The following is a 22,489-nucleotide window of genomic DNA, read 5'->3' on the forward strand; positions in this document are numbered from 1 at the left end:
GATCGGCACGAACACCGACCGAAGACGCTGCTCAAAGCGCCCTTGCGGAAGAAGAAAACTGGTATCCGCTGCTTGGTGAGTAAGACAGCACTGTTCGGTCATCGCATATGCCGGAGTCTTCGTCGTCTCGCCTGGCCCAGCAGGGAAACCAGGCGCCGCACGGCTAGGAACGGTGGCCGGAACCAGCCGGTAGCGGACAGACTGCTGGGGCAGGGCTGCGCCTGCCCCCGTACTCGGATCTCCGTCGGCCGCGCCGATCCGCACCTGACCGGGCGCGTGCCGGGCGGCCTTGTGGTCAGGGGTTGGGGTGCGAGGGGGTTTTGAGTCTCCAGCCGCTGCCGGTGCAGGGGTCGTGCAGCGGCGGGAAACGGTGGCCTTTGACGTCGGTGCTGTACTCGTGGTGCCGCCCGCAGTCGCACTCGTAGATCCCGGAGGCCGGCACGATCTCGCCGGGCCGGTGGACGTCATCGTCGTCGTTGCTCATACGACCTGTGTACGCCGCGGGTGATGACGCTGCGACCGCAAGCAGCCGTCGGCTGGTGAAGGCGGCCTGCGGTGACCCAGCGGCTGAGACGAGAAGGCTGATGGTGTTTCCCGCGCTGGTCCGGGAGGTACCCCACACCCCCGCAGACACTGGACGATGCGACTGAAAGGGATGTTCGCGTGCTGCCCCGACTCGAGCGATACCTGCTCCAGGACTTTCCGTTCATCCACCTGATCATCGGCGGCTTCGGTAACACGGCGTTCCTGATCGGAAGCGTGTTCTTCCTGTTCCCCAGCCTGGAACGGGTCGCCCTGTGGCTGTTCGTGGTGGGTTCGCTGGGCATGTTCGTCGGTACGCTCGGGGAGGTCTTCGTCCGGCATGCGCGCAAGTCCCGTCAGCGAACGCAGAGCTGACCACCGGCGCGAGTGTCGTACGCCGCCCCTGCCTCGGTGGCCGACGCCCTCACCGCGGCTCGCGGACCAGTCTCGGCGCCGACGCGGTGGGCGCCGAAGGCGATGGCGCCGAGCAGGCGCAAGGGCGGTGCCGAAGGACCCCACCGCGCGGAGGCACGGCTCGCCGAACTGTTGCGGCAGGCGCAGGCCGACGGTCTGCTCGACCGGGGGCGGGTCCGGACGCCGAGGCGGTCCGCCTGCTCGCCCCGAGCCGGACTCGGTACGAGGTCGTGGTCGGCCGGCGCACCGCTCAGGCCGCCAGGACACTGCTGGACGGCCACCTCGATCGGTTGTTCACACCGGCTACTCCTTGTGCGCCACGTACACGGTGTTGGTCGCGGTGCCGCCCTGGAGGGGGTTGTCGAAAGCGACGACGTGAGCCTCCGGCGCGGCGAAGGCATCCGCGAGCGCGGAGGTGAACTGTTCGTCCGGCGGGTCGTTCGACCACAGGGCGAACACTCCGCCGGGGTGGAGGTGCGTTGCCAGAGCGCGGAGCCCGTCGGGCCGGTAGAAGGCGGCATGGCGGGGGTTGAGCACATGGCTCGGTGAGTGGTCGATGTCCAGCAGGATGGCGTGGAAGCGACGGCCCGGCATCGCCGGGTCGAGACCCCCGGGATCCGCGGCCAGCGTGAAGAAGTCGCCGTGCACCAGTCTGCAGCGCGCATCCGAGGTCAGTGCGGTGCCGAGGGGGACCAGGCCGCGCTGGTGCCAGTCGATGACTTCGGCGAGTGCGTCGATCACCGTGAGGGTGCCCACCCGGGGATCGTCCAGCGCTGCCCGGGCGGTGTATCCCAGTCCGAGTCCGCCGACGGCCACGTCCAGCCGGGTGTCCGGCAGGTGCGCCAGTCCCAGTTCGGCCAGAGCGATCTCGCCGGAGGTGAAGAGACTGGACATCAGGTACTCGTCGCCCAGTTTCACCTCGTAGACGTCCTCGCCCGTTGCCGGATGGCGGCGCCTTCGCAGGCTGATGTCACCGATCGGCGTCTCCTGCCAGTCGATCTCCTCGAAACGCAAGTTCATCCGTTCACCCTTCTGACTTCGGTGTCCTGGCAGAGTCCGCCCGGGCGACGTCCGGCACGGCCGGCCCGGGTCGTGTTGGAGCGCAGCCCTGTCAGGCGTCGATGATGACGGGGATGACGAGGGGTTTGCGGCGGTGGGTGCGGAATGCCCAGTTGGCGACGGTGCGGGCGATGAGCTGTTCGAGTTGGCGTGCGTCTCCGACGCCTTCCTGGGCGGCGGTGGCCAGGGTTTTCTCGATGAGGGGGGTGACGGGTTCGAAGGTGGTGTCGTCGTGGACGAAGCCGCGGGCGAGGAAGTCGGGTGCTTCGGTCAGGGCGCCGGTGTCGGCGTCCACGAGGGCGACGACGGTGACGACGCCTTCTTCGGCGAGGGTGAGGCGGTCCTTGAGGGAGGCTTCGGTGGCGCCGCCGACTTCCGTGCCGTCGACGTAGACGTTGCCGGCGGGTACTTTGCCGGTGATGGTGGCGCGGCCGTCGACGAGGTCGACGACGACGCCGTCCTCGGCGATGACGACGCGGTCGGGGTCGACGCCGGTGCGGATGGCGAGGTCGGCGTTGGCGCGCAGGTGGCGCCATTCGCCGTGCACGGGCATGACGTTGCGGGGTTTGACGATGTTGTAGCAGTAGACGAGTTCGCCGGCGCTGGCGTGGCCGGAGACGTGTACTTTGGCGTTGCCCTTGTGGACGACGTGGGCGCCCCATCGGGTGAGGCCGTTGATGACGCGGTAGATGGCGTTCTCGTTGCCGGGGATGAGGGAGCTGGCGAGCAGGACCGTGTCTCCCTTGCCGACGCGGATCATGTGGTCGCGGTTGGCCATCCGTGACAGTGCGGCCATGGGTTCGCCCTGGGAGCCGGTGCAGACCAGGGTGATCTTGTGGTCCGGGAGCTTTTCCAGTTCCTTGGTGCTGACGACCAGACCGGACGGGACCTTGAGGTAGCCCAGTTCGCGGGCGATGCCCATGTTGCGGACCATGGACCGGCCGACGAAGGCGACCTTGCGGCCGTGCTGGTGGGCGGCGTCCAGGACTTGCTGGATGCGGTGTACGTGGCTGGCGAAGCTGGAGACGATGACTCGTCTGGGTGCGGTGCGCATCACCTGTTCGATCGCGGGGTTCAGTTCGCGTTCGGAGGTGGTGAAGCCGGGGACTTCGGCGTTGGTGGAGTCGGTGAGGAAGAGGTCGACGCCCTCCTCGCCGAGGCGGGCGAAGGCGCGCAGGTCGGTGATGCGGTCGTCGAGGGGGAACTGGTCCATTTTGAAGTCGCCGGTGTGCAGGACCATGCCGGCGCCCGTCCGCAGGGCGAGGGCGAGTCCGTCGGGGATGGAGTGGTTGACGGCGACGAATTCGCAGTCGAAGGGGCCGAAGCGGCGCCGGTCGCCTTCCCGTACCCGTACCGTGCGGGGCCGGATGCCGTGTTCCTTGAGTTTGGCCTCGATGAAGGCGAGGGTGAGCTTGGAGCCGACGACGGGGATGTCGCGCCGTTCGCGCAGCAGGTAGGGCACGCCGCCGATGTGGTCCTCGTGGCCGTGGGTGAGGACGATGGCCACGACGTCGTCGAGGCGGTCCCGGATCGAGGTGAAGTCCGGGAGGATCACGTCCACGCCGGGCTGGTTCTCCTCGGGGAACAGCACGCCGCAGTCCACGACGAGCAGCTTGCCGGCGTACTCGAACACGGTCATGTTGCGGCCGATCTCACCCAGGCCGCCCAGGGCGATGACCCGCAGCCCTCCTTCCGGAAGGGGCGGGGCGGCTTTCAGATCTGGATGCGGATGACTCATACCCTGACGCTACCGAAGAGTCCGCCGAAGGTGTTCGCCGGCCTGCCCGGAGAATCGGGTGTGGCGACGCCCCGAGGCCGAGGAACGGGCGGGTGTCCGGCCTCGGGGCCTACGGTCGCGGCTCCGGACCCGCGGGGCGCGGATGCCGGACGGCGAGGCGGCACAACCACAGGTCCGTAATCGAGTTGGGACCGCGGCACCGTACGCCGACCAGGACGTCGTCCCGGTCGAGGAGGACCTCACCGACCCGGTGATCACCGAAGTCGTGTCCCGGCACGTCCCCTCGCCACGGCCGGCCGCAGCGTAGCCATCCCCGCCTGTGCGGGCGGTCAGTGCTTGCCGGGGCATGCCCCAGCTGTACGGTGGAGGCGGTCATGCCCGTCCTGGGCGAGCCGCGCACCCGGCGTGCCGGACATGACGGGGTGGACCTTGACGCGGTCACCGGCCTCGGGGCATGGCGCTGTCGCCCGTGCCGGTGGTGTTGAATGCGGCGGTGATCCGGCGGAGGAGGCGGCGGCCTCACCGGGGTCCGCTCCACACACTTGCGAACTTACCCTAACGAGAGGGTAGCTTTGTAGTCGGCAACGGTGCCAGCACATCGAGCGAGGCGGTGAGCCATGGGCGGAAGACTGATGCAGATCGGCGAGGTCTCCGAGCGCACGGGACTCTCCCTGCGCACCATCCGCCACTACGAGGATGTCGGGGTGGTGGCGCCCAGCGAGCGTAGTGCCGGGGGCTTCCGCCTCTACACGGAGGCCGAAGTACGCCGCCTCGCGCTGGCCCGGCGCATGCGCCCGCTGGGCTTCTGCCTGGAAGACGTCCGCGCCGTGCTGGACGTACTGGAGCAGCTTCCGGACGGCGGCGGGCCGCTGCCGGAGACCGACGAGCAAGTACATGAGGAACTGGTGGCACGACTACGTTCATATGGGGTGGAAGCCGACGCGCGGTGTGACGATCTGCGGCGCCAGTTGGCGTCCGCCGAGGATTTCGCCCGCTCCCTGCATGGCCACCTGGCCCGGCTGACGGAGGCCGACGAGGCCGGTCGGGAGGCGGCGCGATGAGCCCGAACGGTGAATGGGCCGCCGGTGAGGCCGCGCGGCGACGCACCTTCGCGGTGATCAGCCATCCGGACGCGGGCAAGTCGACGCTGACCGAGGCCCTGGCCCTGCACGCGCACGCCATCACCGCGGCGGGCGCGGTGCACGGGAAGGCCGGGCGGCGCGGCGTGGCCTCGGACTGGATGGAGATGGAGAAGGCCCGCGGCATCTCGGTCACCTCCGCGGTGCTGCAGTTCGCCCACCAGGGGTGCGTGCTCAATCTGCTGGACACCCCGGGGCACGCGGACTTCTCGGAGGACACCTACCGGGTGCTGGCCGCGGTGGACTGCGCGGTGATGCTGATCGACGCGGCCAAGGGGCTGGAGGAGCAGACCCGCAAGCTCTTCGACGTCTGCCGCCACCGGGGCATCCCGGTGATCACCTTCATCAACAAGTGGGACCGGCCAGGACGTGAGGCCCTGGAACTGCTGGACGAGATCGAGCGCGAGTTCCGCCTCAAGCCGACCCCCGTCACCTGGCCGGTCGGCGACGCGGGTTACCTGCGCGGACTGATCGACGTACGCGAACCCGGCCGGATGCTCCGGTACACCAGGGCTCCCGGCGGCGCACAGGAAGCGGTCGAGGAGTGCCTGTCCGCCGACCGGGCGGCCCTGGAAGAAGGCGCCGACTGGGGCGAGGCACTGGAGGAACTGGACCTGCTGCGGGCCGACGACGCCGTGCACGACCAGGACACGTTCCTGGCGGGCCGCTCCACGCCCGTCTTCTTCGGCGCCGCCGTGTCCAACATCGGCGTGCGCCTGCTGCTGGACGCCGTCGTCCGTCTCGCACCGCCGCCCGGCCCGCGGGAGCTGGAGGGCGGTGGCACCCGGCCGGTCGGCGCGCCGTTCTCCGGGCTGGTGTTCAAGGTGCAGGCCAACATGGACCCCGCCCACCGGGACCGCATCGCCTTCATGCGGGTGTGCTCGGGCATCTTCGAGCGTGGCATGACGGTCACCCGCGCGGCCTCCGGCAAGCCGTTCGCCACCAAGTACGCCCACAGCGTCTTCGGCCAGGACCGCTCCATGGTCGACGTCGCCTACCCCGGCGACGTCGTCGGCCTCGTCAACGCCACCGCCCTGCGCGTCGGCGACACCCTGTACGCCGGACAGGCGGCCGTCTTCCCGCCGATGCCCACCTTCGCGCCCGAGCACTTCGCGGTGGTCCGCCCCGTCGACATCAGCCGCTCCAAGCAGTTCCGGCGCGGGATCTCACAGCTGGACGAGGAAGGCGTCGTCCAGGTCCTCGTCTCCGACCTGCGCGGTGACCAGGCACCGGTCCTGGCGGCGGTCGGCCCCATGCAGTTCGACGTCGTCAGCGCCCGGATGGCCGGGGAATTCTCCGCCGCCGTCAGGCTGGAGAGCCTCCCGTACCACCTGGCCCGCGCCACCGACGCCGCCGGCGCCGAGGCACTCAACCGGTCCCGCATCGTCAAGGGCGAAGCCCTCACCCGAATCCGTGACAAGGCTCAGCTGGCCGTCTTCCCCGACCGCTGGCAGGCCAATTCCTTCCAGCGCGAGTTCCCCGACGCCCACCTCGCCCACCTCATCGCCGCCCACGACTAGCGCGTCGTACGGCTGCCCACGCTTCCGCGACCCGTCCAGCCTCCTCTCACGTGAGAGTAGGCTGGACGGGAATCTTCCGTCGAGGAGTAGGGAGGATCATGGCGAGTGTGACGGCCTGTCCGGCTTGCGGGGAGGCGGAAGAACTGCGCGGCACCCCGGTGGACGACGACATCCAGGTCACCTGCCTCAAGTGCCGCGCGCAGTGGATGCGCGGCGGCCGGCGCTGTGTGAGCTGCGGCGGTCAGGACATCGTGCGCCGCCCGCAGGCCATGACCCGGCACTCGCGCGGGACCCAGCTGTCCATCATCGGCTGGCGCGAACTTCCCCTGTGCCGCACGTGCGACGCCGCTGCTCTGGAGACGTCCATCTCCCAGAACGTTCCCGTGCCCAGCGATTACGTCGCGGTGTGCCTCGGGGCCGCTGCCGGGCGAGACCCGGTGGTGGACACCGCGCCGCCCGCCGCGCCAACGACCCGGGCGCCCGTCGCGCCAACGACCCAGGCGCCCGTCGCGGGCCCCGTGCCGACACCGGAAGCCAGGCCTGACGAGGCCCCGCGCGAGGCAGCCACCCCGCGGGCCGCACCGCGCCCGCGGCCCTGTCGGTCCAAGGCGGCGCCGTCGCCTGCGGCGGTGCCCACCGTCCGGCAGGCGATCGCCGCCTTCATGGCGGAGGCCTCCGACCAGCCCGACGCCACCGCGATGCTGCTGCTGGGCACCCATCTCGGCTCTCATGAACGGCTCGGGGTGCTGGAGGAGGAAGGCGCGGCCGACCGGCTCGCCGACTGGTGCCGGGGACACTGGGGCGGCGACGGAGACCGCGACCGGCGCGCCCTGAGTGCGATCTGCCGGGCCGTCGACTTCTGGGGTGCCCGCGGCTGGCTCGTGTCCGACCCCGCCGCACGCCTGCGCTAGACGCGGCCGTTGACGGTACGAAGACAGCCCCGGGCCATGAGCGGCATGGAGGACCGTCCCGGGACTGTCATGCCGACGGCGACCTGTCCAGGGGGGCGTCGGCAGTGCAACTCTAACCTCTCGTCACAGTATGTCGCCAGCCGCGCCTGGGCAGAGCGCGCTTCACAGGTGCCATACTCTCCCGTCCGGTTAGATACGCGTGGTCGGTGCCGCTGCTGCGGGCACCGCCTCCCGAGGCGTGCCCGGTTCTCCCCCTGGCGGTCAGGTTGCTCGCATGCCGCCCGCCGCGCCACCCTCTGTCGCTGCGTGGCATGCCCACCGCGGCCCTGTGACATGAGTACGCGCGTCAGGGGAGTGCCGTGGTGCGCCCGGCCGAAGGCCGGCAGGCACACCAACGCCCGGTGACGGCTGGAATTCCCGGCGGCCCGCGTCGTTCTCGTCGGTCGTGCGAGCGTAGGCCGCCCTGACCTGCCCTCCGGGGATCGTGCGGAAGCGGGACCAGCCGCGCGCGGATGACCAGCACCAACGCGGGCGCGCGCCACGTGCCGGTGCCGCGCGAGGTGCGTCTCGCGTCCTACCGCCCCGGAGTCTTCGTGCCCGACTCCGCCTCAAGCCGTCGCTGCAGCGTGGCGGCGAAGTCCTCGGCCATCGTGAGCCGCGCGCGCAGCGTCTCACAGCGCGCGTCGGCCACCTTCCGGTAGGAGTCGAGGCGCTCCCGCAACCGCTCCCTCTCCTCGCCGGCCGGTGAACCGTCCGGAGCGGCGAGCCGGTCGGTGATGTCCAGCAGATCCCGCATCTCCTCCAGGGAGAAGTCCAGCGGCTTCATGCGGCGGATCACCATCAGCCGCTCGACGTCCGAGTCCGTGTACAGCCGGAAGCCGCCCTTGCTGCGGGCCGAGGGAATAACGAGGCCGACTTCTTCGTAGTGACGGATGGTGCGCAGCGACAAACCGGTCCGTTCGGCGACCTCGCCGATCTGCATCCGCCGCTGTTCCGTCATCGTCCTGCCATCTCCCTCTGCTGTCCGCCTGGTTTTGAAACGGGTAAGTGAACTACTCTACGTGAGAACAATCACAGGATCATGGGCGCTGTTTACCTGCGCTTCACAAGCCGCGACTCGTACTCTGCGTTCACGTCAGGGTAGACTGTTCCCGGTGTTCGCCTTTGGTGTCCAGTGCGCAACAGGGGCGGAACCGCCGCAGTGGCGGCCCTGGTCGGGCCCCCCGCGGCACTGAAGACTTCTGGGCAATGATGCCCGACCGGCGCCCCAAAGGGCTGCCGCCCTGTCCGGCAAGGCCCCCGCCGAAGCGGCCGGGCTGCCGGATGATCCCTCATCGGGATCACGTACGCCGAGCGCGTGTGTCCAGCGGTAACGGACGCGTGCGCCTGAACAGAAACGGTTGCATGTCCTCACCGCTGTCCCAAGCTCCCAAGCTGCGCCTGTCCAAGCCCGAGTGGCTCGCGTCCCCCAAGATCGTGCGCACCGAGGTGCTGGCCGGGCTGGTCGTCGCCCTGGCGCTCATCCCGGAGGCGATCTCCTTCTCGATCATCGCCGGCGTCGACCCCGCGGTCGGCCTGTTCGCCTCCTTCACGATGGCCGTGGTCATCTCCGTCGTGGGCGGCCGCAAGGCGATGATCTCCGCCGCGACGGGCGCCATCGCGCTGGTCATCGCGCCGCTCAACCATGAGTACGGCCTCGGCTACATGATCGCGGCAGTCATCCTCGCCGGCGTCTTCCAGATCGTCCTCGGCGCTCTCGGGGTCGCCAAACTGATGCGGTTCGTGCCGCGCAGCGTCATGGTGGGCTTCGTCAACGCCCTGGCGATTCTGATCTTCATGGCCCAGGTGCCCGAGATGCACGACGTGCCCTGGGCCGTCTACCCGCTCATCGCCGCCGGTCTGGCCCTGATGGTGTTCTTCCCCAAGGTCACCAAGGTGATCCCGGCCCCGCTGGTGTCGATCGTCATCCTGACCGTCATCACGGTGGGCGCGGGCATCGCCGTCCCGAACGTGGGCGACAAGGGCGCGCTGCCGTCCTCCCTGCCCGTGCCGGGCCTGCCGGACGTGCCGTTCACCCTGGACACCCTGACGACCATCGCCCCGTACGCGCTCGCGATGGCGCTGGTCGGCCTAATGGAGTCGCTGATGACCGCGAAGCTGGTCGACGACATCACCGACACCCACTCGGACAAGACCCGCGAGTCCGTCGGCCAGGGCATCGCCAACATCGTCACCGGCTTCTTCGGCGGCATGGGCGGCTGCGCCATGATCGGCCAGACCATGATCAACGTGAAGGTCTCGGGTGCCCGTACCCGCCTCTCGACCTTCCTGGCCGGCACCTTCCTGATCATCCTGGTCGTCGTCTTCGGCTCCGTCGTCTCCGACATCCCCATGGCCGCCCTGGTCGCTGTCATGATCATGGTTTCGGTCGGCACCTTCGACTGGCACTCCATCCAGCCCAAGACCCTCAAGCGGATGCCGGTGGGCGAGACCATCGTCATGGTCGTCACCGTCGTGTGCGTGGTCACCACCGACAACCTCGCCATCGGGGTGGTCGTCGGCAGCATCGCCGCGATGATCATCTTCGCCAAGCGGGTCGCGCACCTGGCCAATGTCTCCGCTGTCGTCGACCCCGACGGCAAGCAGGTCGTCTACGCGGTCACCGGAGAGCTGTTCTTCGCCTCCTCCAACGACCTGGTCTACCAGTTCGACTACAAGGACGACCCCGACGACGTGGTCATAGACCTGTCCGGCACCCACATCTGGGACGCCTCGTCGGTCGCCGCCCTGGACGCGATCGAGACCAAGTACGCCCAGCGCGGCAAGAAGGTCACCATCGTCGGCCTGAACGAGTCCAGCGCCGACATGCACCAGCGCCTCGCCGGACAGCTCACCGGAGGCCACTGACAGGCCGGCCGCCGACCCGCGGCACATCACGGACCGCGGGCCGGCGGCCTTCTCACGCGCAGGCCGGGCCCGGGACAATGCCCCGTGCGCTCCCTGGGCCCCGCCCCCGGGGACGCTCGGAGAGCCTGTCAGAGGAGGAACACTGAGCCGCCCCGCCAAGCGTCTTCCGACCGAGGCTCCCACGGCGCCTTCCACCCCCGCCGCACCGCTGCCCGGCCCGGTTTTCCACGGCTGGCGCATGGTCGTCTACTGCGCGCTGGCCATGGCGATGACCGCGCCCGGCCAGACCACCGGCGTCTCGGTCTTCATCGACCCGCTCATCGCCGACCTCGGCGTCAGCCGCACCCAGGTCTCCTCCGCCTACCTCACCGGCACCCTCGTCGGCGCCTGTGCGATGCCCCTGGTCGGCCGCGCCATCGACCGCTACGGGCCGCGCCGGGTCATCGCCGTGGTCGGCGCCGTCTTCGGTGCCGTCCTGCTCGCCCTCTCCTTCGTCACCGGGCTGATCGGACTGACCGCCGGCTTCATCGGCGTACGGATGGCGGGGCAGGGCGCCCTCTCGCTGGTCGCCACGACCACCGTCGCGTACTGGTTCGACCGGCGCCGCGGACTGGCGCTCGGCATCACCAGCGCCGTCGGCACCGCCGGAATCTCGCTGGCCCCCGTCCTCTTCGAACGCCTCGTCGCCGACCACGGCTGGCGCCAGGCGTGGGCGATGGAGGGCATCGCCGTCTGGGCGATCGTCATCCCCCTCGCCCTCTTCGGCATCCGCAACCGGCCCGCCGACCTCGGCCAGCACGTCGACGGCATCACCCCGGCGGACAACGGCGCCGCTGACACCCCGCTCACCGGCTGGACGCTGCGCCAAGCACTGCGCACCAGCGCCTTCTGGGCCGTGGTCGCCTGCCTGTCCGCCAGCAGCATGCTCACCACCGGTCTCAACTTCCACCAGATCGGCCTGCTCGGCGAACGCGGACTCAGCCCCGCCGAGGCCGCCGCCAACTTCCTGCCCCAGACCGCCGCCGCCCTGCTCGCCACCCTCGCCGCCGGCGCCCTCATCGACCGCCTGCCTCCCAAGGTGGTGCTGACCTGCGCGATGGTGATCCTCGCGGGCGCCACCCTGTCCGCCCGCTACCTGCACCCCGGCTGGACCGCCATCGCCTACGGCATCCTCCTCGGCGCCTCCAACGGCCTGCTCCGAGCCGTCGAGTCGGCCAGCCTTCCGCGCTACTTCGGCACCGCCCACCTCGGCGCCATCCGCGGCAGCGCCCACACCGTCACCATCGCCGCCAGTGCCCTCGGACCCCTGACAGTGTCACTGGGCCACGACCTCACCGGCCACTACGGCACCGGGCTCCTTGTTCTCGCCGCGCTGCCTGTCGCGGCGGCGGCCGCCGCCGTCGCCGCCCGCACGCCGCACAAGGATGCCCCCACTGAACCCCCGGCGGCCCCGGGACATGGCGCACGGTGAGGAGGCGTGAAAGGGAATGGCCGGGCCCGGTCGGACGGTGAGACGGGAATGCGAAGACACGGCCGGTCGGCCGCGGGTGTGCTCACCGCATCGCTTCCCGGGGACGGAGGGGCCAGCCGGAAAGAGGGCCGTCCACGACGTGGCCCAGCGGCCTACCGGGTGTCTTACGCCCCGGCCGGCGGTGGTGTGCGTACCAACGTGGCAGGGTCGCCCCTCGACCGCCGGCTGTTGCACGGCAGGGTGTCCGGCCGGTGATCAGGGGGAGACTTGTCGTCAGGTCGCGCAGATGGTCAGACTGCTGGTGCGAAGGCCGTGATGGCGTCGGCGAGGTCGGCCGGAGCTTCCAGCGGGATCAGGTGACCAGTGGTCGGTATCACTGTGAACCCGGCCTGGGAGAGGTAGGGCACAAGGTTGTCGCGAAGCACGTCGACGGGCTCGACCTTGTCGTTCTCTCCGGCGACGACGAGGGCGGGAACGCTGACCATGCGGGTGTGCTCGGTGATGTCCTCCGCGATACCGCGTAGCGGCCACTCGGTGCGGCCGGCGTCGACGCAGGCTCGCGAATCGGTCACGACCTGCGCCTTGATCGACGCGGGCAGCTCGGTCGCGGTGAGGATGTGGTCCCGTGCCCCGGCTACGGACTCGTCGGAGTCGTAGGCGTGGGAAAGGGCTTCCTGGTACTCGTGAGTGATCTGTGCGGCGGGTTTCGCCGGGCCGGAGCCGACGAGGACGATGCCGCGCAGGCCGGCGGGCCGGGTTGCCGCGACCAGTTGCGCGACCTTGCCCCCCATCGAATGTCCGACGAGGACGTAGTCGCTGACGCACGCGTCGGCGACTACGGCGAGCGTGTCGTCGGCGAGCTGACCGAGCGTGTGGGGGCCGGGCAGGCCGCTCGACCGGCTCCACCCTCGGAAGTCGATCGTGAGCACGTCACGGCCCGGGACGCGGTCGACAACGAGGTCCCACGTGCGGGCGGAACCACCCCAGTAGTGCAGGAACACCAGGGTGGGTCCGGTCCCCGGCCGATGGTCGTAAGCGGGCAGTAGCGTCGGCTGCGTTGCAGTCATCGTGGCTCTCCTGGTCACAGATCTGGGCGATTTCCCTAGACGTTCATTGAAACTTCCGCACCCAGGCGGGGCATCGGCGTGATTGGTCTCCTGATTGTGGAAACTGGACATGTGACCGTGATCCGGCAGATGGCCTACCAGCCCGCAGAGCGCCGTGCCGCCACGGTCGAGACGATGACGTTCGGCCGCCTTCGCGATCTGAACGACGGCGGCACTCAGCGTGCCGACTTCCACGTCCTCGCCGTCGTCGACGCCGGGCACGGCTCCGTCACGGTGGACTTCCTCCAGCACCCGCTCAGGGAGCGGTCCGCGGTGTGGATCCCTCCTGGTGCGGTGCACCGATGGGACGACATCGCAGACGTGGCGGGGCACCTCGTGCTGTTCGTGCCGACTGCTCCGGTCACCCACGCCACCCGTGAACTCGTCGCGTCCCCGGACCTGGTCGCGCAATGGAGCATTCCTGACGCCGACTGGCCGTTCGTGGACGCCGCACGCAACCACCTCCTCCTTGAGGCATCCGCCCCACCTGGGGACATCTCGAGGGAGCTGCCCGACATCCTGCTCTCCGCGCTGATCGCCCGGCTCCGGCCACCGCACGCCCAAGCACGGATCTCACATCGGGTGTTCCGGCTGTTCCGGCCCAGCGTCGAAGCGCACTTCCGGGAACATCACGACGCCGGCTACTACGCCCGTGCGCTGGGATACGCGCCCCGCACCCTCTCACGCGCGGTGCAGCAGGTCAGTGGCCGCACGGCGAAGGGGTACATCGTCGACCGGATCGTCCTGGAAGCCAAGCGGCTCCTCGCGCACGACCGCCTCACCGCGGCCCGCTGCGCCAACATGCTCGGCTTCTCCGACGCGTCCAACTTCTCGGTGTTCTTCCGCAAGGCGACAGGCATGAGTCCAGGGGCGTGGCAGGGCGACGCTAGCCATCAAATGAGTAGGTGCCCCGATGAAGGGGAGTCGCATCCATGACCACAGAGCGTCGCAACTCCATGAGCGCCACGACACAATTCCCGCCTCGCTGCTTCGGTACCACCGCGCCTCTCCGCGCGACCTCTTACACGGCTTTCACTGACCCAGCGGCGGCAGGTCGCCGACGTCGGCGCTTTCTTGAGGGCAGCACCGACCCCGCCTGGCGATGCCGGTCTGGCGTTGGGAGCTGGACCTTTGGCAAGGCTGCTTCAGGCAGGCTTCCAGCATGATCGTCGGATGGTTTTCGATGATGCCCATAGGCCCGAGACGGCATGGGGAGTTGCGGCGGGGAGGCTGTAGCCGGTCTTCCCGGCGGAGCACGCCGTGGCGATGCCGGGGAGAACCCTCATCCTGTTGCCGGCCTGGCCGGGTGGGCGGCGGACCTGGTCGAGCCGGTCAAGCCGAAGCCGGGTGGCCGGCTCCACGCCTAGATGGTCCCGACCTCGTTGAGTGCCGGCATCGTCCTGATCTGGCTGGCCCGGACGCTGGTGACCTGGGCCTGCGCCGTGTACTCCGTGACTGCCTTGCTGCTGTTCGGAACGAGCGCCGTCTACCCTCTGGGCACCTGGGGACCACTGGGCAAGGCCGTCCTGCGTCGCCTCGACCATGCCAACACCTTTCTGATCATCGCGGGAACCTGCACGCCTTCGGCCGTGCTCCTTTCTTCTGACCGGCAGGCTCCGCTGCTGTGGATCGTGTGGACGGGGGCGCTGGCCGGCATCGTTCTCCGTGTCCTGTGGGTCAACGTTCCCCGCTGGCTGTACACCCCCTGCTACCTGGCCCTGGGCTGGGCACCGGTGCGCTACCTGCCCGACTTCCCGCACACCGGCGGAGCCGCCGAAGTCACCCTGATAGTGACCGGCGGCCCCCTCCACAGCGCGGGAGCGGTGGTGTACGCCGTCCAACGCCCCAACCCCTCGCCCCGCTGGTTCGGCTTCCACGAGGTCTTCCACGCCCTGACCGTGGCAGCCTTCACCGCGCACTACACAGCCGTCTCCCTCGCCGTTTACTGACCCCAGCAGCAGGAATCGCCCCGGCGTCACGGTGCCGTCGCCCCACTCGCGCACCGAGCGGGCCCTCAGCGCTGTTCTCCTTGAGCGTTACTGAAAAGGGGATCCGTGGTTTCTGTGAGCTTCGTGGGAGCTCTGACGTCCGGATGGTGCTCGCGAGCTGACGGAGGGCTGTGACCTGGCACTCTGCGGCGACTGTGGCGGTCCGGCTCACATGGGACGTACAGAATCCTGGAACTGCGTGCAGATCCCGGACCCAGGCTTGATCCCGGACGTACCGAGGGGTGCGTGTTGTGGAAAGGACTCTGGAGACACTGATGATCGAAGTGCAAGGGCTCACCAAGCGTTACGGCGACGTGGTGGCCGTCGACGACCTGAGTTTCACGGTTCGTCCCGGGGAGGTCACGGGCTTCCTGGGGCCGAACGGGGCTGGGAAGTCGACCACCATGCGCATGGTGCTGGGCCTGGACACACCCACCTGCGGCTCCGCCACGGTCAGCGGTCGTGCGATGGCCGCGCACCCCGCGCCGCTGGAGGCCATCGGTGCCCTCCTCGACGCCGGCGCGGTGCTGTCCAGCCGCAGTGCCTACCACCATCTTCTGGCGCTCGCGGCGAGCAATGGGATCGCTCGCAGCCGCGTCGATGTGGTTCTTGAAGAGGTGGGGCTCGCCCAGGTGGCCCGACGAGCGGCCGGAACCTACTCCTTGGGGATGAAGCAGCGGCTCGGTATCGCCGGCGCCCTGCTCGGGGACCCGCCGGTGCTGGTCTTGGACGAGCCGCTCAACGGGCTCGACCCGGAAGGCATCGTCTGGATGCGCGGGCTCATGCGCCGCATGGCGGGCGAGGGCAGGGTCGTACTCGTGTCCAGCCATCTGATGGGCGAGATCGAACTGACCGTCGACCATCTCGTCGTCATCGGTCGGGGGCGACTGATCGCCGACACCAGCATGGCCGACTTCATGGCTGAGCATTCCGCGTGTGAGGTCGTCGTCCGCAGCCCGCACGCCGAGGCGTTCGGTCAGCGGCTGACCGGTGCGGGCGCGGCTGTGCAGACGGCCGGTGAGGACCGCCTGGTCGTGGCCGGCTTCGACGCTTCCCAGATCGGTGCCCTCGCGGCGGCCGGCGGCGTGGAATTGCACGAGCTGGCCCCCCGGCAGACCTCCCTCGAAGACGCCTTCATGGCACTCACCCACGACAGCGTCGAATACTCGGCAGACAAGGACGCCGCCTGATGACCCCCATCTCGAGCACTACGCGCACCCGTACGTCGCGCACCCTCCTGGAGGCGACCCCGTCCAGGCCTGAGCGAGGCCGGCGTGCGGGCCGTGCGACGTTCCTGAACTCCCTGCACGCCGAGTGGATCAAGATTCGTACAATGCGGTCGACGCTGTACGTCGTGCTGGGCACCCTCGTCATCGGGGCGGGCATTGCCACCTTGGTGGGCTCCTCGGCCGGGGAGGAGTTCGCCGCCATGTCGGCTGCGGACAAACTCACTTTCGATCCTTTGTCCCTCAGCCTGAGGGGTTACATGGTGGCCCAGGTCACCATCGCACTCCTGGGCGGCATGGTGATGACAGCCGAGTACGGCAGCCGGACAGTGGTCAGTACGCTGACCGCGGTCCCGCACCGGGGCCGGGTCCTTGGCGCCAAGGCGGTCGTGCTCGGCGCGGTCTCCTTCCCGGCCGGGCTGCTGTTCACCTTCGTCGGGTTTCTCGCCGGGCAGGCGACGCTCAGGAGCGCGGCCGTGCCGCACCTGACGCTGTCGGATTCCACCGCGTGGCGCGGCATCCTCGGCGGCGCCCTCTTCCTCGCGCTGGCCGCGCTCCTGGGCCTCGCCCTGGGCACGTTGATCCGTTCCACGACGGCGACCGTGACGACCTTGTTCGCCGCGTTCCTGATCGTTCCGGCGTTCGGTCCCGCCTTTCCCGGATTCCTCTCGGACTGGACGACGAAGTACTGGCCGCCGTCGGCCGGCGGCCAGATCATGACCGGCTACCAGGACCCGGCGCTCATGCAGCCCTGGCCCGGCCTGGCGGTGCTGGCGGGATGCGTCGTGGTCCTGCTGGCGGCCGCGTTCCTCACGTTCCGCAAGCGGGATGCGTAGCAGGATGAGTACAGGACAAGCAGGACGGGACGGCCATGACGGAACACCTTCTGGTGGTGGAGGACGACACCACGCTGCGCGAACTGCTGTCCGCGAGCCTGCGCCTGGTCGGCTTCGCGGTCACACCGGTGACCACCGGAACCGAGGCACTGGCCGCAATCCAGCAGGCGCGGCCCGACCTGATCGTCTTGGACGTGATGCTGCCGGACTTCGACGGCTTCGAAGTCGCACGGCGGCTGCGGCAGGAGCTGCCGGCCCCGGCTGGTCCTCCACCGGTACTGTTTCTGACCGCGCGTGATGCAGCCGAGGACCGGATCAACGGGCTGACGGTGGGTGGTGACGACTACGTCACCAAGCCGTTCAACCTGGAGGAACTGATTTTGCGTATCCGCGCCATCCTGCGGCGTGTCAGCGGCCAGCAGCCGGACGGCCAGCTGGTCGTCGGCGACCTCACACTGGATCCGGAGAGCCGCCAGGTGACACGCGCGGGCCACACCGTCCCGCTGTCGCCCACCGAATTCAATCTGCTGCGTGTGCTGATGGAGCACGCGGGCCAGGTGCTGTCCAAGGAACAGCTCCTGGACCTCGTGTGGCAATACGACTTCGGCGGGGACGACAGCATCGTCGCCTCCTACGTCAGCTATCTGCGCCGCAAGATGGACACCCAGGAACCCAAGCTGATCCACACGGTGCGCGGCACCGGCTACCTGCTGCGCAGGCCCCTGCCGTGACCAAGGACGCCGCCCGCAGCCGGGGGCTGTCGCTGCGTGCCCGGCTGCTGGCGCTCACGCTGGCGCTGCTGGTCGCTGCGCTGCTGGGCAGTACCGGCCTGGTCATCGACCAGCTCCGGGGCACCCTGGTGCGGCAGCTGGACGAACGCATCCACAGCGTCGCGATGGTGACCCAACGCCTGCCCGGCTTGGAGGACCTGGTCGATGACAGCCAGGTACGCGACACCGTGGAGCAGCGGGCGATCCGCGACATGTACGTGGCCCGGCTGAGTGCCGACGGCCGTATCGCGCAGGTCGTTCGGCCTGCCGAGGGAGCCCCGCCTGACCTGCCCCGTCTCGACACCGCGGCGGTCGCCGAGCGCGACGGCGAGCCCTTCTCCACCCCTTCCACCGGGAGTGACGGGCGGTGGCGGGCCATCGCCCTGCCGAACGGGCCCGGCCAGCCGGCGGGCAGCGTGGTGGCGGCCGGGTCGCTCAGCGAGGTCGATAGCGCCATGCACCGGCTCACCGGGCAGGTCCTGCTTATCGACGTGGCCGTGCTGGGGCTCCTGGGTGTGGCGGGCTGGTTCGCCGTGCGGGCCGGGCTGGGACCGTTGCGCCGTATCGAGACGACGGCAGCCGCGATCGCCGCGGGGGACCTGTCCAGCCGCGTACCGCAGCTGGCCGCTCCGGGCACCGAGCTTGGCAGTCTGGCCACCTCGCTCAACACCATGCTCGACCGTATTGAGGCCGGTGACGCCGCACGCGCGGACGCCGAGCACAGCATGCGCCGCTTCATCGCTGACGTCAGCCATGAACTGCGCACCCCTCTGGCCGGCATCAAGGGCTTCACCCAGCTGTACCGGATCGGGGGCATGCCCGCCCGCAGCGACGTGGACGCCGCGATGAACCGGATGGAGGGCGAGGCCGAGCGGCTGGTCGAGCTGGTGGAGGAGCTGCTCCTTCTGGCCCGGCTCGACGAGCGCGGCGCGGCCGCCGTGCAAACCCTTCTTCAGCGCACCCCCATGGACCTGCGCACCCTGGCTGCTGACGCCCTGCGCGACCTGAAGGCCCTCGACCCCGCTCGGAGCGTCGTCCTGACCGGGCCCGGCGGCGGCTCACCCGGCGGCGCCCCGGTCCTGGGGGACGAGGCCAGGCTCCGCCAGGTCATGTCCAACCTGGTCGGCAACGCCATCGCCCACACCCCGGCCGGCAGCCCGGTCCGCGTCGGCGTGGGTGTCCAAGACGGACTCGCGGTCCTCGAACTGCGCGACGAGGGGCCGGGGATGACCGCCGAACAGGCCGCCCACGTGTTCGACCGCTTCTACCGCGCCGACACAGCTCGCGGCCGCACCCCCACCGGCGGCGCCGGCCTGGGCCTGTCCATCGTCCACTCCCTGGTCACCGCCCACGGCGGCCGAGTGGACGTACACACCGCCCCCGATCAAGGGGCCACCTTCCGCATCCTGCTCCCCCTGCACACCGAAACCGGGGCCTGTCCCCGAGTGGTGGACCTCTGAGCCCGGCCCCGGCAGGGGCCGGGTAGGAGGGACCTCTTGTGGTGATGAAGGTCTGCTCGCCCGAGTTCAAGGCGGACGCTGTCGCGCTGTCCCTGTCGGACCCGAGCCAAGCCACACCTTCGAGGGCATCGGCAAGGATCTGGGAATCAGCCGGGAGACGCTGCGTATCTGGGTGCGGGGCGAGCTGAGCTGTACTGAGATTCGTGGGGTCCCTGATGCCAGGGTTACTGCCTTGGCGAAGGAGAACCACCAGCACTATGGCAGCACCCCGTAAGTACCCCGATGAACTGCGCGTGCGCGCGATCCGCGAGGTCCGCACCACCGGCCGCCGGGCCGCGCACGTCGCCAAGGACCTCGCCATCCACCCTGAAGCCCTGCGCGGTTGGGTCCGCCAGGCCGAGGCCGACCACGGCGAGCGAGGCGACCGGATCGCCACCGCTCAGCTCGACGAGTTGGAGCAACTCCGCAGAGAGAACGCCGAGTTGAAGCGGGCGGATGACATCTTGAAAGCCGCCTCGGTGTGCCTTGCCCAGGAGATCGACCGTCCCCGGACGAGGCCGAGCAGGTGATAGACCACCTGCGTGACAACGGTCTCCGGGTCGGTCCCGCACCAACGTCCGAACCGTCCGGGACGAGAGGGTCTTCCGGAGCGGAGGACGGTCCAGGAGATGACGTACTGAACGAAGTTTCGAAGGAGTGTGTGAACACCGTGTCGCCGGGCACAAGGGCTATCGCACCGAGGTCCTGACATCCGGAGCTGGTCGGAACCACTAACCAAGGGACGAATGCAGGCTCTTGTGCAGCTTATGCGCATACGCGCCTGAGCCGGATTTGACGATGGGGTTTCACAATGATCATTCTTGGGCTTATTCTGCTGATCATCGGCTTGCTTGTCGGCATGGGTCTGCTGACGACGATCGGTGGCATCCTCATTCTGGTTGGCGCCATCCTGTGGATCCTGGGTGCGACCGGTCGCGCGGTCGGTGGACGCAAGCACTTCTTCTAAAGGCAGGGCGCCTCACCGAATCTCTGCGACGAGTGACTGCCCATGGCTGCCTTCGCTTCGGAAGGTCCACGCCGTGAGGAACTCCTGCACCACTCGAGGCCGGGACGACGTGAGAGCCCGGCCGGAGAGACGGGCGGGGAGCCACGTGGCCGGGGCCATGCGCCGACCCCGGCCCTGTCTCCTTGGCGACGAGTTTGCCCTGAGCCGGGCCCTGCCCGCCAGTCGGCGAGCGCAGAGCCCGGCTGCGGGGCGAGGTGGATGCTGCCGCCTTGGTACAGGAAGCGACAGGCGTGCTGCATCGGTGTCCGGAGTGCCCGCCCGATCAAGCTGAACGACTGCCCCTCTCACCAGCGTCACCAGATCTCGTCCTGCTGAGCTGGCGAAGTCCCGTAGCCACGCACCTGTACCTCCACGATCACATGACCGCCCCGACGTGGTGCGTCGATCACTTACCAGCTCGCCTGGTCCCGAGGTCCCTCGGTCGAGTTCGGGTGGAAACCGCCCGCGGCGGCGCGGGTCGCTACGTCGCGCGGAACATTCCCCTCTCGACCTCCGTGATTCGACCCGTATCGATCAGGCGGTCCAGGTGCCGCAGCGCGGTCCGTCGCGCGACCGGCTTCACGTGCGGGCCCTCGACGTGGGGGCGGATAGACCAGTCGGTGCTCGGCGACCTTCTCGGCGGTCGGCAGCTCGTCGAAATCGCCAAGAGGGTCGCGTCGCGCTTCTCCACCACCCCGGCGAAGTCGTCGAGCCGCCTGGCCGACTCTTCAGCGCCCTCGATCACACCGCGACCATGGACGAAGACGGCCTTCGCGGGGTCCGTCTGTACGATGCTCGGGCGTCATGCCTCACGTACCTCGCCAACAACGGGGCGCCGGACCACCTCCTCGCCCTGTGGGCCGGACACACGAACGTGAAGACGACGAAGAAGTGGTACGTGAAGCCGGACGTGGCGGACCTGCTTCCGGCGGCGGAGGCATGGGGAGGTCTCGCGGGGGGCGTGTGACAGTCGTGACAGATGAAGGTGTGAACCCGTGACCGAAGCCAAGATCGAAACGCTGCAATACCGCTTTGACGGGTCAGAACACCTCCCCGTGCTGATCTTGGGACCGTCCCTCGGTACCACATGGCACATGTGGGACCGGCAGGTGCCCGAGCTGGCCCAGCAGTGGCGGGTCTTCCGTTTCGATCTGCCCGGACACGGAGGCGCTCCCGCCCACCCGGCCGGATCCGTCGCCGAACTCACCACGCGTCTGCTGGCCACCCTCGACGGTCTCGGTGTGCAGCGCTTCGGCTACGCGGGCTGTGCGTTCGGGGGCGCCGTCGGTATCGAGCTGGCCCTGCGCCACCCGGAGCGCCTCGCCTCCCTCGCGCTGATCGCGGCCTCGCCCCGGTTCGGCACGGCCGACGAGTTCCGCCGGCGCGGCGTTGTCGTGCGCACCAACGGCCTCGACCCCATCGCCCGCAGCTCGCCGGAGCGCTGGTTCACCGGCGGGTACGCGGCCGCCCAGCCCGCGATCACCGAGTGGGCCGTGCAGATGGTGCGGACCACCGACCCCGGCTGCTACATCTCCGCCTGCGAGGCCCTCGCCGCCTTCGACGTCCGCGGCGAACTCGGCCGGGTCGGCGCCCCGACCCTGGTCCTCGTCGGCTCCGACGACCAGGTCACCGGCCCCGCCGAGGCCCGCACCCTGGTCGCCGGTATTCCCGACGCACGCCTCGCGGTCGTACCGGGCGCCTCCCACCTGGTACCGGTCGAGCAGCCCGCGGCCGTCACCGACCTGCTGGTGCGGCACTTCACCACCGCCTGGCAGGCGGCCCGCGACGCCGGCTCCACCGGCCAGACCCCCGTCCCGCCCCACCCCGCCGCGCACCCGGCCCCGGATGCCGGGCCCTCCGTCGCTCCCGTCCAGCCTGCCCTGGCTCCGCCGCCTCAGGCCGCGCCCCTCGCCGAGATCGCCCCGGCCGTCGTGCCGCCGCAGGAGCAGGGGCGGCCCGACCCCTACGACGCGGGGCTCAAGGTGCGCCGCGAAGTGCTCGGCGACGCGTACGTCGACCGGGCGCTCGCGCAGGCGGACGAGTTCTCGGCGGAGTTCCAGGAGCTCATGACCCGCTATGCGTGGGGCGAAGTCTGGAACCGGCCGGGCCTGGACCGGCGCACCCGCAGCTGTGTCACCCTCACCGCCCTGGTCGCCGGTGGCCACCCGGGCGAACTCGCGCCCCACCTCCGGGCCGCCCTGCGCAACGGCCTCACCCCGGACGAGATCAAGGAAGTGCTGCTCCAGACGGCCGTCTACTGCGGGGTGCCGGCCGCGAACCGGGCGTTCCGGGTGGCGCAGCAGGTCATCCGCGAGGAGACGACACCACCCGAGTGAGCCCAGCGGGCCGCAAGCCGGTGCGCGGCGGCAGGATGGGG

The 22,489-nt window shown here is 69.7% G+C and carries 22 protein-coding genes and 1 pseudogene; 17 read left to right on the forward strand and 6 right to left on the reverse strand.

The genetic code is table 11. The annotated features are described in order from the left end of the window. Positions 1-295: 295 nt before the first annotated feature. Positions 296-484: a hypothetical protein gene (locus ACGFYH_RS26245; protein ID WP_393805625.1), complete on the reverse strand. Its 189-nt coding sequence runs from the start codon at positions 482-484 to the stop codon at positions 296-298. A 179-nt stretch (positions 485-663) separates the two neighbouring features. On the opposite strand from ACGFYH_RS26245, the gene ACGFYH_RS26250 reads away from it, so the two are divergent. Next, positions 664-897: a YrhK family protein gene (locus tag ACGFYH_RS26250; protein ID WP_393805626.1), complete on the forward strand. Its 234-nt coding sequence runs from the start codon at positions 664-666 to the stop codon at positions 895-897. 342 nt (positions 898-1,239) lie between these two features. Here the strand turns inward: ACGFYH_RS26250 and ACGFYH_RS26255 are convergent, their stop codons facing one another. Together ACGFYH_RS26255 and ACGFYH_RS26260 are read right to left on the reverse strand one after the other, a co-directional pair. Further along, positions 1,240-1,956 carry a spermidine synthase gene (locus ACGFYH_RS26255; protein ID WP_393805627.1) on the reverse strand — a complete coding sequence of 239 codons (717 nt, stop codon included), beginning with the start codon at positions 1,954-1,956 and terminating at the stop codon, positions 1,240-1,242. Between the two features lie 91 nt (positions 1,957-2,047). Beyond that, the gene (locus ACGFYH_RS26260; protein WP_393805624.1) at positions 2,048-3,733 is read right to left on the reverse strand and encodes a ribonuclease J; all 1,686 of its coding nucleotides are present in this window, start codon (positions 3,731-3,733) and stop codon (positions 2,048-2,050) included. Between the two features lie 617 nt (positions 3,734-4,350). On the opposite strand from ACGFYH_RS26260, the gene ACGFYH_RS26265 reads away from it, so the two are divergent. The 3 genes from ACGFYH_RS26265 (at position 4,351) to ACGFYH_RS26275 (ending at position 7,303) form a co-directional block, all read left to right on the forward strand. Further along, positions 4,351-4,794, forward strand: a complete 444-nt coding sequence (locus ACGFYH_RS26265) for a MerR family transcriptional regulator (RefSeq protein ID WP_393805628.1) — start codon at positions 4,351-4,353, stop codon at positions 4,792-4,794. Continuing rightward, a complete protein-coding gene (locus ACGFYH_RS26270) occupies positions 4,791-6,392 on the forward strand; it encodes a peptide chain release factor 3 (protein ID WP_393805629.1) in 1,602 nt (533 codons plus the stop codon). The genes ACGFYH_RS26265 and ACGFYH_RS26270 overlap by 4 nt, the downstream gene beginning before the upstream one ends. A gap of 98 nt (positions 6,393-6,490) precedes the next feature. After that, positions 6,491-7,303: a hypothetical protein gene (locus tag ACGFYH_RS26275; protein WP_393805630.1), complete on the forward strand. Its 813-nt coding sequence runs from the start codon at positions 6,491-6,493 to the stop codon at positions 7,301-7,303. A gap of 574 nt (positions 7,304-7,877) precedes the next feature. Here the strand turns inward: ACGFYH_RS26275 and ACGFYH_RS26280 are convergent. Beyond that, positions 7,878-8,303 carry a MerR family transcriptional regulator gene (locus ACGFYH_RS26280; RefSeq protein WP_393805631.1) on the reverse strand — a complete coding sequence of 142 codons (426 nt, stop codon included), beginning with the start codon at positions 8,301-8,303 and terminating at the stop codon, positions 7,878-7,880. A 404-nt stretch (positions 8,304-8,707) separates the two neighbouring features. Here ACGFYH_RS26280 and ACGFYH_RS26285 point away from each other — a divergent pair, with 404 nt between their 5' ends. Then, a complete protein-coding gene (locus tag ACGFYH_RS26285) occupies positions 8,708-10,210 on the forward strand; it encodes a SulP family inorganic anion transporter (RefSeq protein WP_393805632.1) in 1,503 nt (500 codons plus the stop codon). Between the two features lie 238 nt (positions 10,211-10,448). Continuing rightward, positions 10,449-11,681, forward strand: coding sequence for an MFS transporter (locus tag ACGFYH_RS26290; protein WP_393805633.1), 1,233 nt, complete (start codon positions 10,449-10,451; stop codon positions 11,679-11,681). A 290-nt stretch (positions 11,682-11,971) separates the two neighbouring features. On the opposite strand, the gene ACGFYH_RS26295 is transcribed toward ACGFYH_RS26290, so the two are convergent. Continuing rightward, entirely contained in the window at positions 11,972-12,748 is a 777-nt protein-coding gene (locus ACGFYH_RS26295; protein WP_393805634.1) for an alpha/beta fold hydrolase, read from the reverse strand. Between the two features lie 111 nt (positions 12,749-12,859). On the opposite strand from ACGFYH_RS26295, the gene ACGFYH_RS26300 reads away from it, so the two are divergent. The 9 genes and pseudogenes from ACGFYH_RS26300 (at position 12,860) to ACGFYH_RS26340 (ending at position 20,073) form a co-directional block, all read left to right on the forward strand. Continuing rightward, entirely contained in the window at positions 12,860-13,723 is an 864-nt protein-coding gene (locus ACGFYH_RS26300; protein WP_393805635.1) for a helix-turn-helix domain-containing protein, read from the forward strand. A gap of 431 nt (positions 13,724-14,154) precedes the next feature. Continuing rightward, positions 14,155-14,736: a hemolysin III family protein gene (locus tag ACGFYH_RS26305; RefSeq protein ID WP_393805636.1), complete on the forward strand. Its 582-nt coding sequence runs from the start codon at positions 14,155-14,157 to the stop codon at positions 14,734-14,736. Positions 14,737-15,050: 314 nt separating this feature from the next. Continuing rightward, positions 15,051-15,965 (forward strand): ABC transporter ATP-binding protein, encoded by a 915-nt coding sequence (locus tag ACGFYH_RS26310; RefSeq protein WP_393805637.1) that lies wholly within the window; start codon positions 15,051-15,053, stop codon positions 15,963-15,965. Then, on the forward strand, positions 15,965-16,837 hold the full coding sequence (locus ACGFYH_RS26315) for an ABC transporter permease (RefSeq protein WP_393805638.1): 873 nt from the start codon (positions 15,965-15,967) through the stop codon (positions 16,835-16,837). Before ACGFYH_RS26310 ends, ACGFYH_RS26315 begins: the two co-directional genes overlap by 1 nt. Before the next feature lie 35 nt (positions 16,838-16,872). Beyond that, positions 16,873-17,568 (forward strand): response regulator transcription factor, encoded by a 696-nt coding sequence (locus ACGFYH_RS26320; protein ID WP_393805639.1) that lies wholly within the window; start codon positions 16,873-16,875, stop codon positions 17,566-17,568. Beyond that, the gene (locus tag ACGFYH_RS26325) at positions 17,565-19,067 is read left to right on the forward strand and encodes a sensor histidine kinase (protein WP_393805640.1); all 1,503 of its coding nucleotides are present in this window, start codon (positions 17,565-17,567) and stop codon (positions 19,065-19,067) included. Before ACGFYH_RS26320 ends, ACGFYH_RS26325 begins: the two co-directional genes overlap by 4 nt. A gap of 38 nt (positions 19,068-19,105) precedes the next feature. Beyond that, positions 19,106-19,311 (forward strand): annotated as a pseudogene (locus ACGFYH_RS26330) (IS3 family transposase); the annotation flags it as partial. A 13-nt stretch (positions 19,312-19,324) separates the two neighbouring features. Next, positions 19,325-19,636: a transposase gene (locus tag ACGFYH_RS26335; RefSeq protein ID WP_393805641.1), complete on the forward strand. Its 312-nt coding sequence runs from the start codon at positions 19,325-19,327 to the stop codon at positions 19,634-19,636. A 281-nt stretch (positions 19,637-19,917) separates the two neighbouring features. Next, positions 19,918-20,073: a hypothetical protein gene (locus ACGFYH_RS26340; RefSeq protein WP_010059700.1), complete on the forward strand. Its 156-nt coding sequence runs from the start codon at positions 19,918-19,920 to the stop codon at positions 20,071-20,073. A gap of 520 nt (positions 20,074-20,593) precedes the next feature. On the opposite strand, the gene ACGFYH_RS26345 is transcribed toward ACGFYH_RS26340, so the two are convergent. Continuing rightward, positions 20,594-20,857 carry a hypothetical protein gene (locus tag ACGFYH_RS26345; protein WP_393805642.1) on the reverse strand — a complete coding sequence of 88 codons (264 nt, stop codon included), beginning with the start codon at positions 20,855-20,857 and terminating at the stop codon, positions 20,594-20,596. Between the two features lie 9 nt (positions 20,858-20,866). On the opposite strand from ACGFYH_RS26345, the gene ACGFYH_RS26350 reads away from it, so the two are divergent. Both ACGFYH_RS26350 and pcaC read left to right on the forward strand, forming a co-directional pair. Continuing rightward, on the forward strand, positions 20,867-21,079 hold the full coding sequence (locus ACGFYH_RS26350) for a hypothetical protein (protein ID WP_393805643.1): 213 nt from the start codon (positions 20,867-20,869) through the stop codon (positions 21,077-21,079). A gap of 28 nt (positions 21,080-21,107) precedes the next feature. After that, the gene (gene pcaC / locus ACGFYH_RS26355; protein ID WP_393805644.1) at positions 21,108-22,448 is read left to right on the forward strand and encodes a 4-carboxymuconolactone decarboxylase; all 1,341 of its coding nucleotides are present in this window, start codon (positions 21,108-21,110) and stop codon (positions 22,446-22,448) included. The last annotated feature ends 41 nt before the right edge of the window (positions 22,449-22,489 follow it).

The sequence above is a fragment of the Streptomyces sp. NPDC048392 genome, assembly GCF_043200575.1.
GTDB lineage: Bacteria > Actinomycetota > Actinomycetes > Streptomycetales > Streptomycetaceae > Streptomyces.

Bases quoted from the DNA above. Each gene is read 5' to 3' on its own strand.
- ACGFYH_RS26290 (WP_393805633.1), top strand. From the start codon at position 10,449: ATGGTCGTCTACTGCGCGCTGGCCATGGCGATGACCGCGCCCGGCCAG.
- ACGFYH_RS26320 (WP_393805639.1), top strand. From the start codon at position 16,873: ATGACGGAACACCTTCTGGTGGTGGAGGACGACACCACGCTGCGCGAA.
- ACGFYH_RS26255 (WP_393805627.1), bottom strand. From the start codon at position 1,956: ATGAACTTGCGTTTCGAGGAGATCGACTGGCAGGAGACGCCGATCGGT.
- ACGFYH_RS26270 (WP_393805629.1), top strand. From the start codon at position 4,791: ATGAGCCCGAACGGTGAATGGGCCGCCGGTGAGGCCGCGCGGCGACGC.
- ACGFYH_RS26260 (WP_393805624.1), bottom strand. From the start codon at position 3,733: ATGAGTCATCCGCATCCAGATCTGAAAGCCGCCCCGCCCCTTCCGGAA.
- ACGFYH_RS26350 (WP_393805643.1), top strand. From the start codon at position 20,867: ATGGACGAAGACGGCCTTCGCGGGGTCCGTCTGTACGATGCTCGGGCG.
- ACGFYH_RS26280 (WP_393805631.1), bottom strand. From the start codon at position 8,303: ATGACGGAACAGCGGCGGATGCAGATCGGCGAGGTCGCCGAACGGACC.
- ACGFYH_RS26340 (WP_010059700.1), top strand. From the start codon at position 19,918: ATGATCATTCTTGGGCTTATTCTGCTGATCATCGGCTTGCTTGTCGGC.
- ACGFYH_RS26295 (WP_393805634.1), bottom strand. From the start codon at position 12,748: ATGACTGCAACGCAGCCGACGCTACTGCCCGCTTACGACCATCGGCCG.
- ACGFYH_RS26285 (WP_393805632.1), top strand. From the start codon at position 8,708: ATGTCCTCACCGCTGTCCCAAGCTCCCAAGCTGCGCCTGTCCAAGCCC.
- ACGFYH_RS26305 (WP_393805636.1), top strand. From the start codon at position 14,155: ATGGTCCCGACCTCGTTGAGTGCCGGCATCGTCCTGATCTGGCTGGCC.
- ACGFYH_RS26245 (WP_393805625.1), bottom strand. From the start codon at position 484: ATGAGCAACGACGACGATGACGTCCACCGGCCCGGCGAGATCGTGCCG.
- ACGFYH_RS26335 (WP_393805641.1), top strand. From the start codon at position 19,325: ATGGCAGCACCCCGTAAGTACCCCGATGAACTGCGCGTGCGCGCGATC.
- ACGFYH_RS26315 (WP_393805638.1), top strand. From the start codon at position 15,965: ATGACCCCCATCTCGAGCACTACGCGCACCCGTACGTCGCGCACCCTC.
- ACGFYH_RS26275 (WP_393805630.1), top strand. From the start codon at position 6,491: ATGGCGAGTGTGACGGCCTGTCCGGCTTGCGGGGAGGCGGAAGAACTG.
- ACGFYH_RS26265 (WP_393805628.1), top strand. From the start codon at position 4,351: ATGGGCGGAAGACTGATGCAGATCGGCGAGGTCTCCGAGCGCACGGGA.
- ACGFYH_RS26310 (WP_393805637.1), top strand. From the start codon at position 15,051: ATGATCGAAGTGCAAGGGCTCACCAAGCGTTACGGCGACGTGGTGGCC.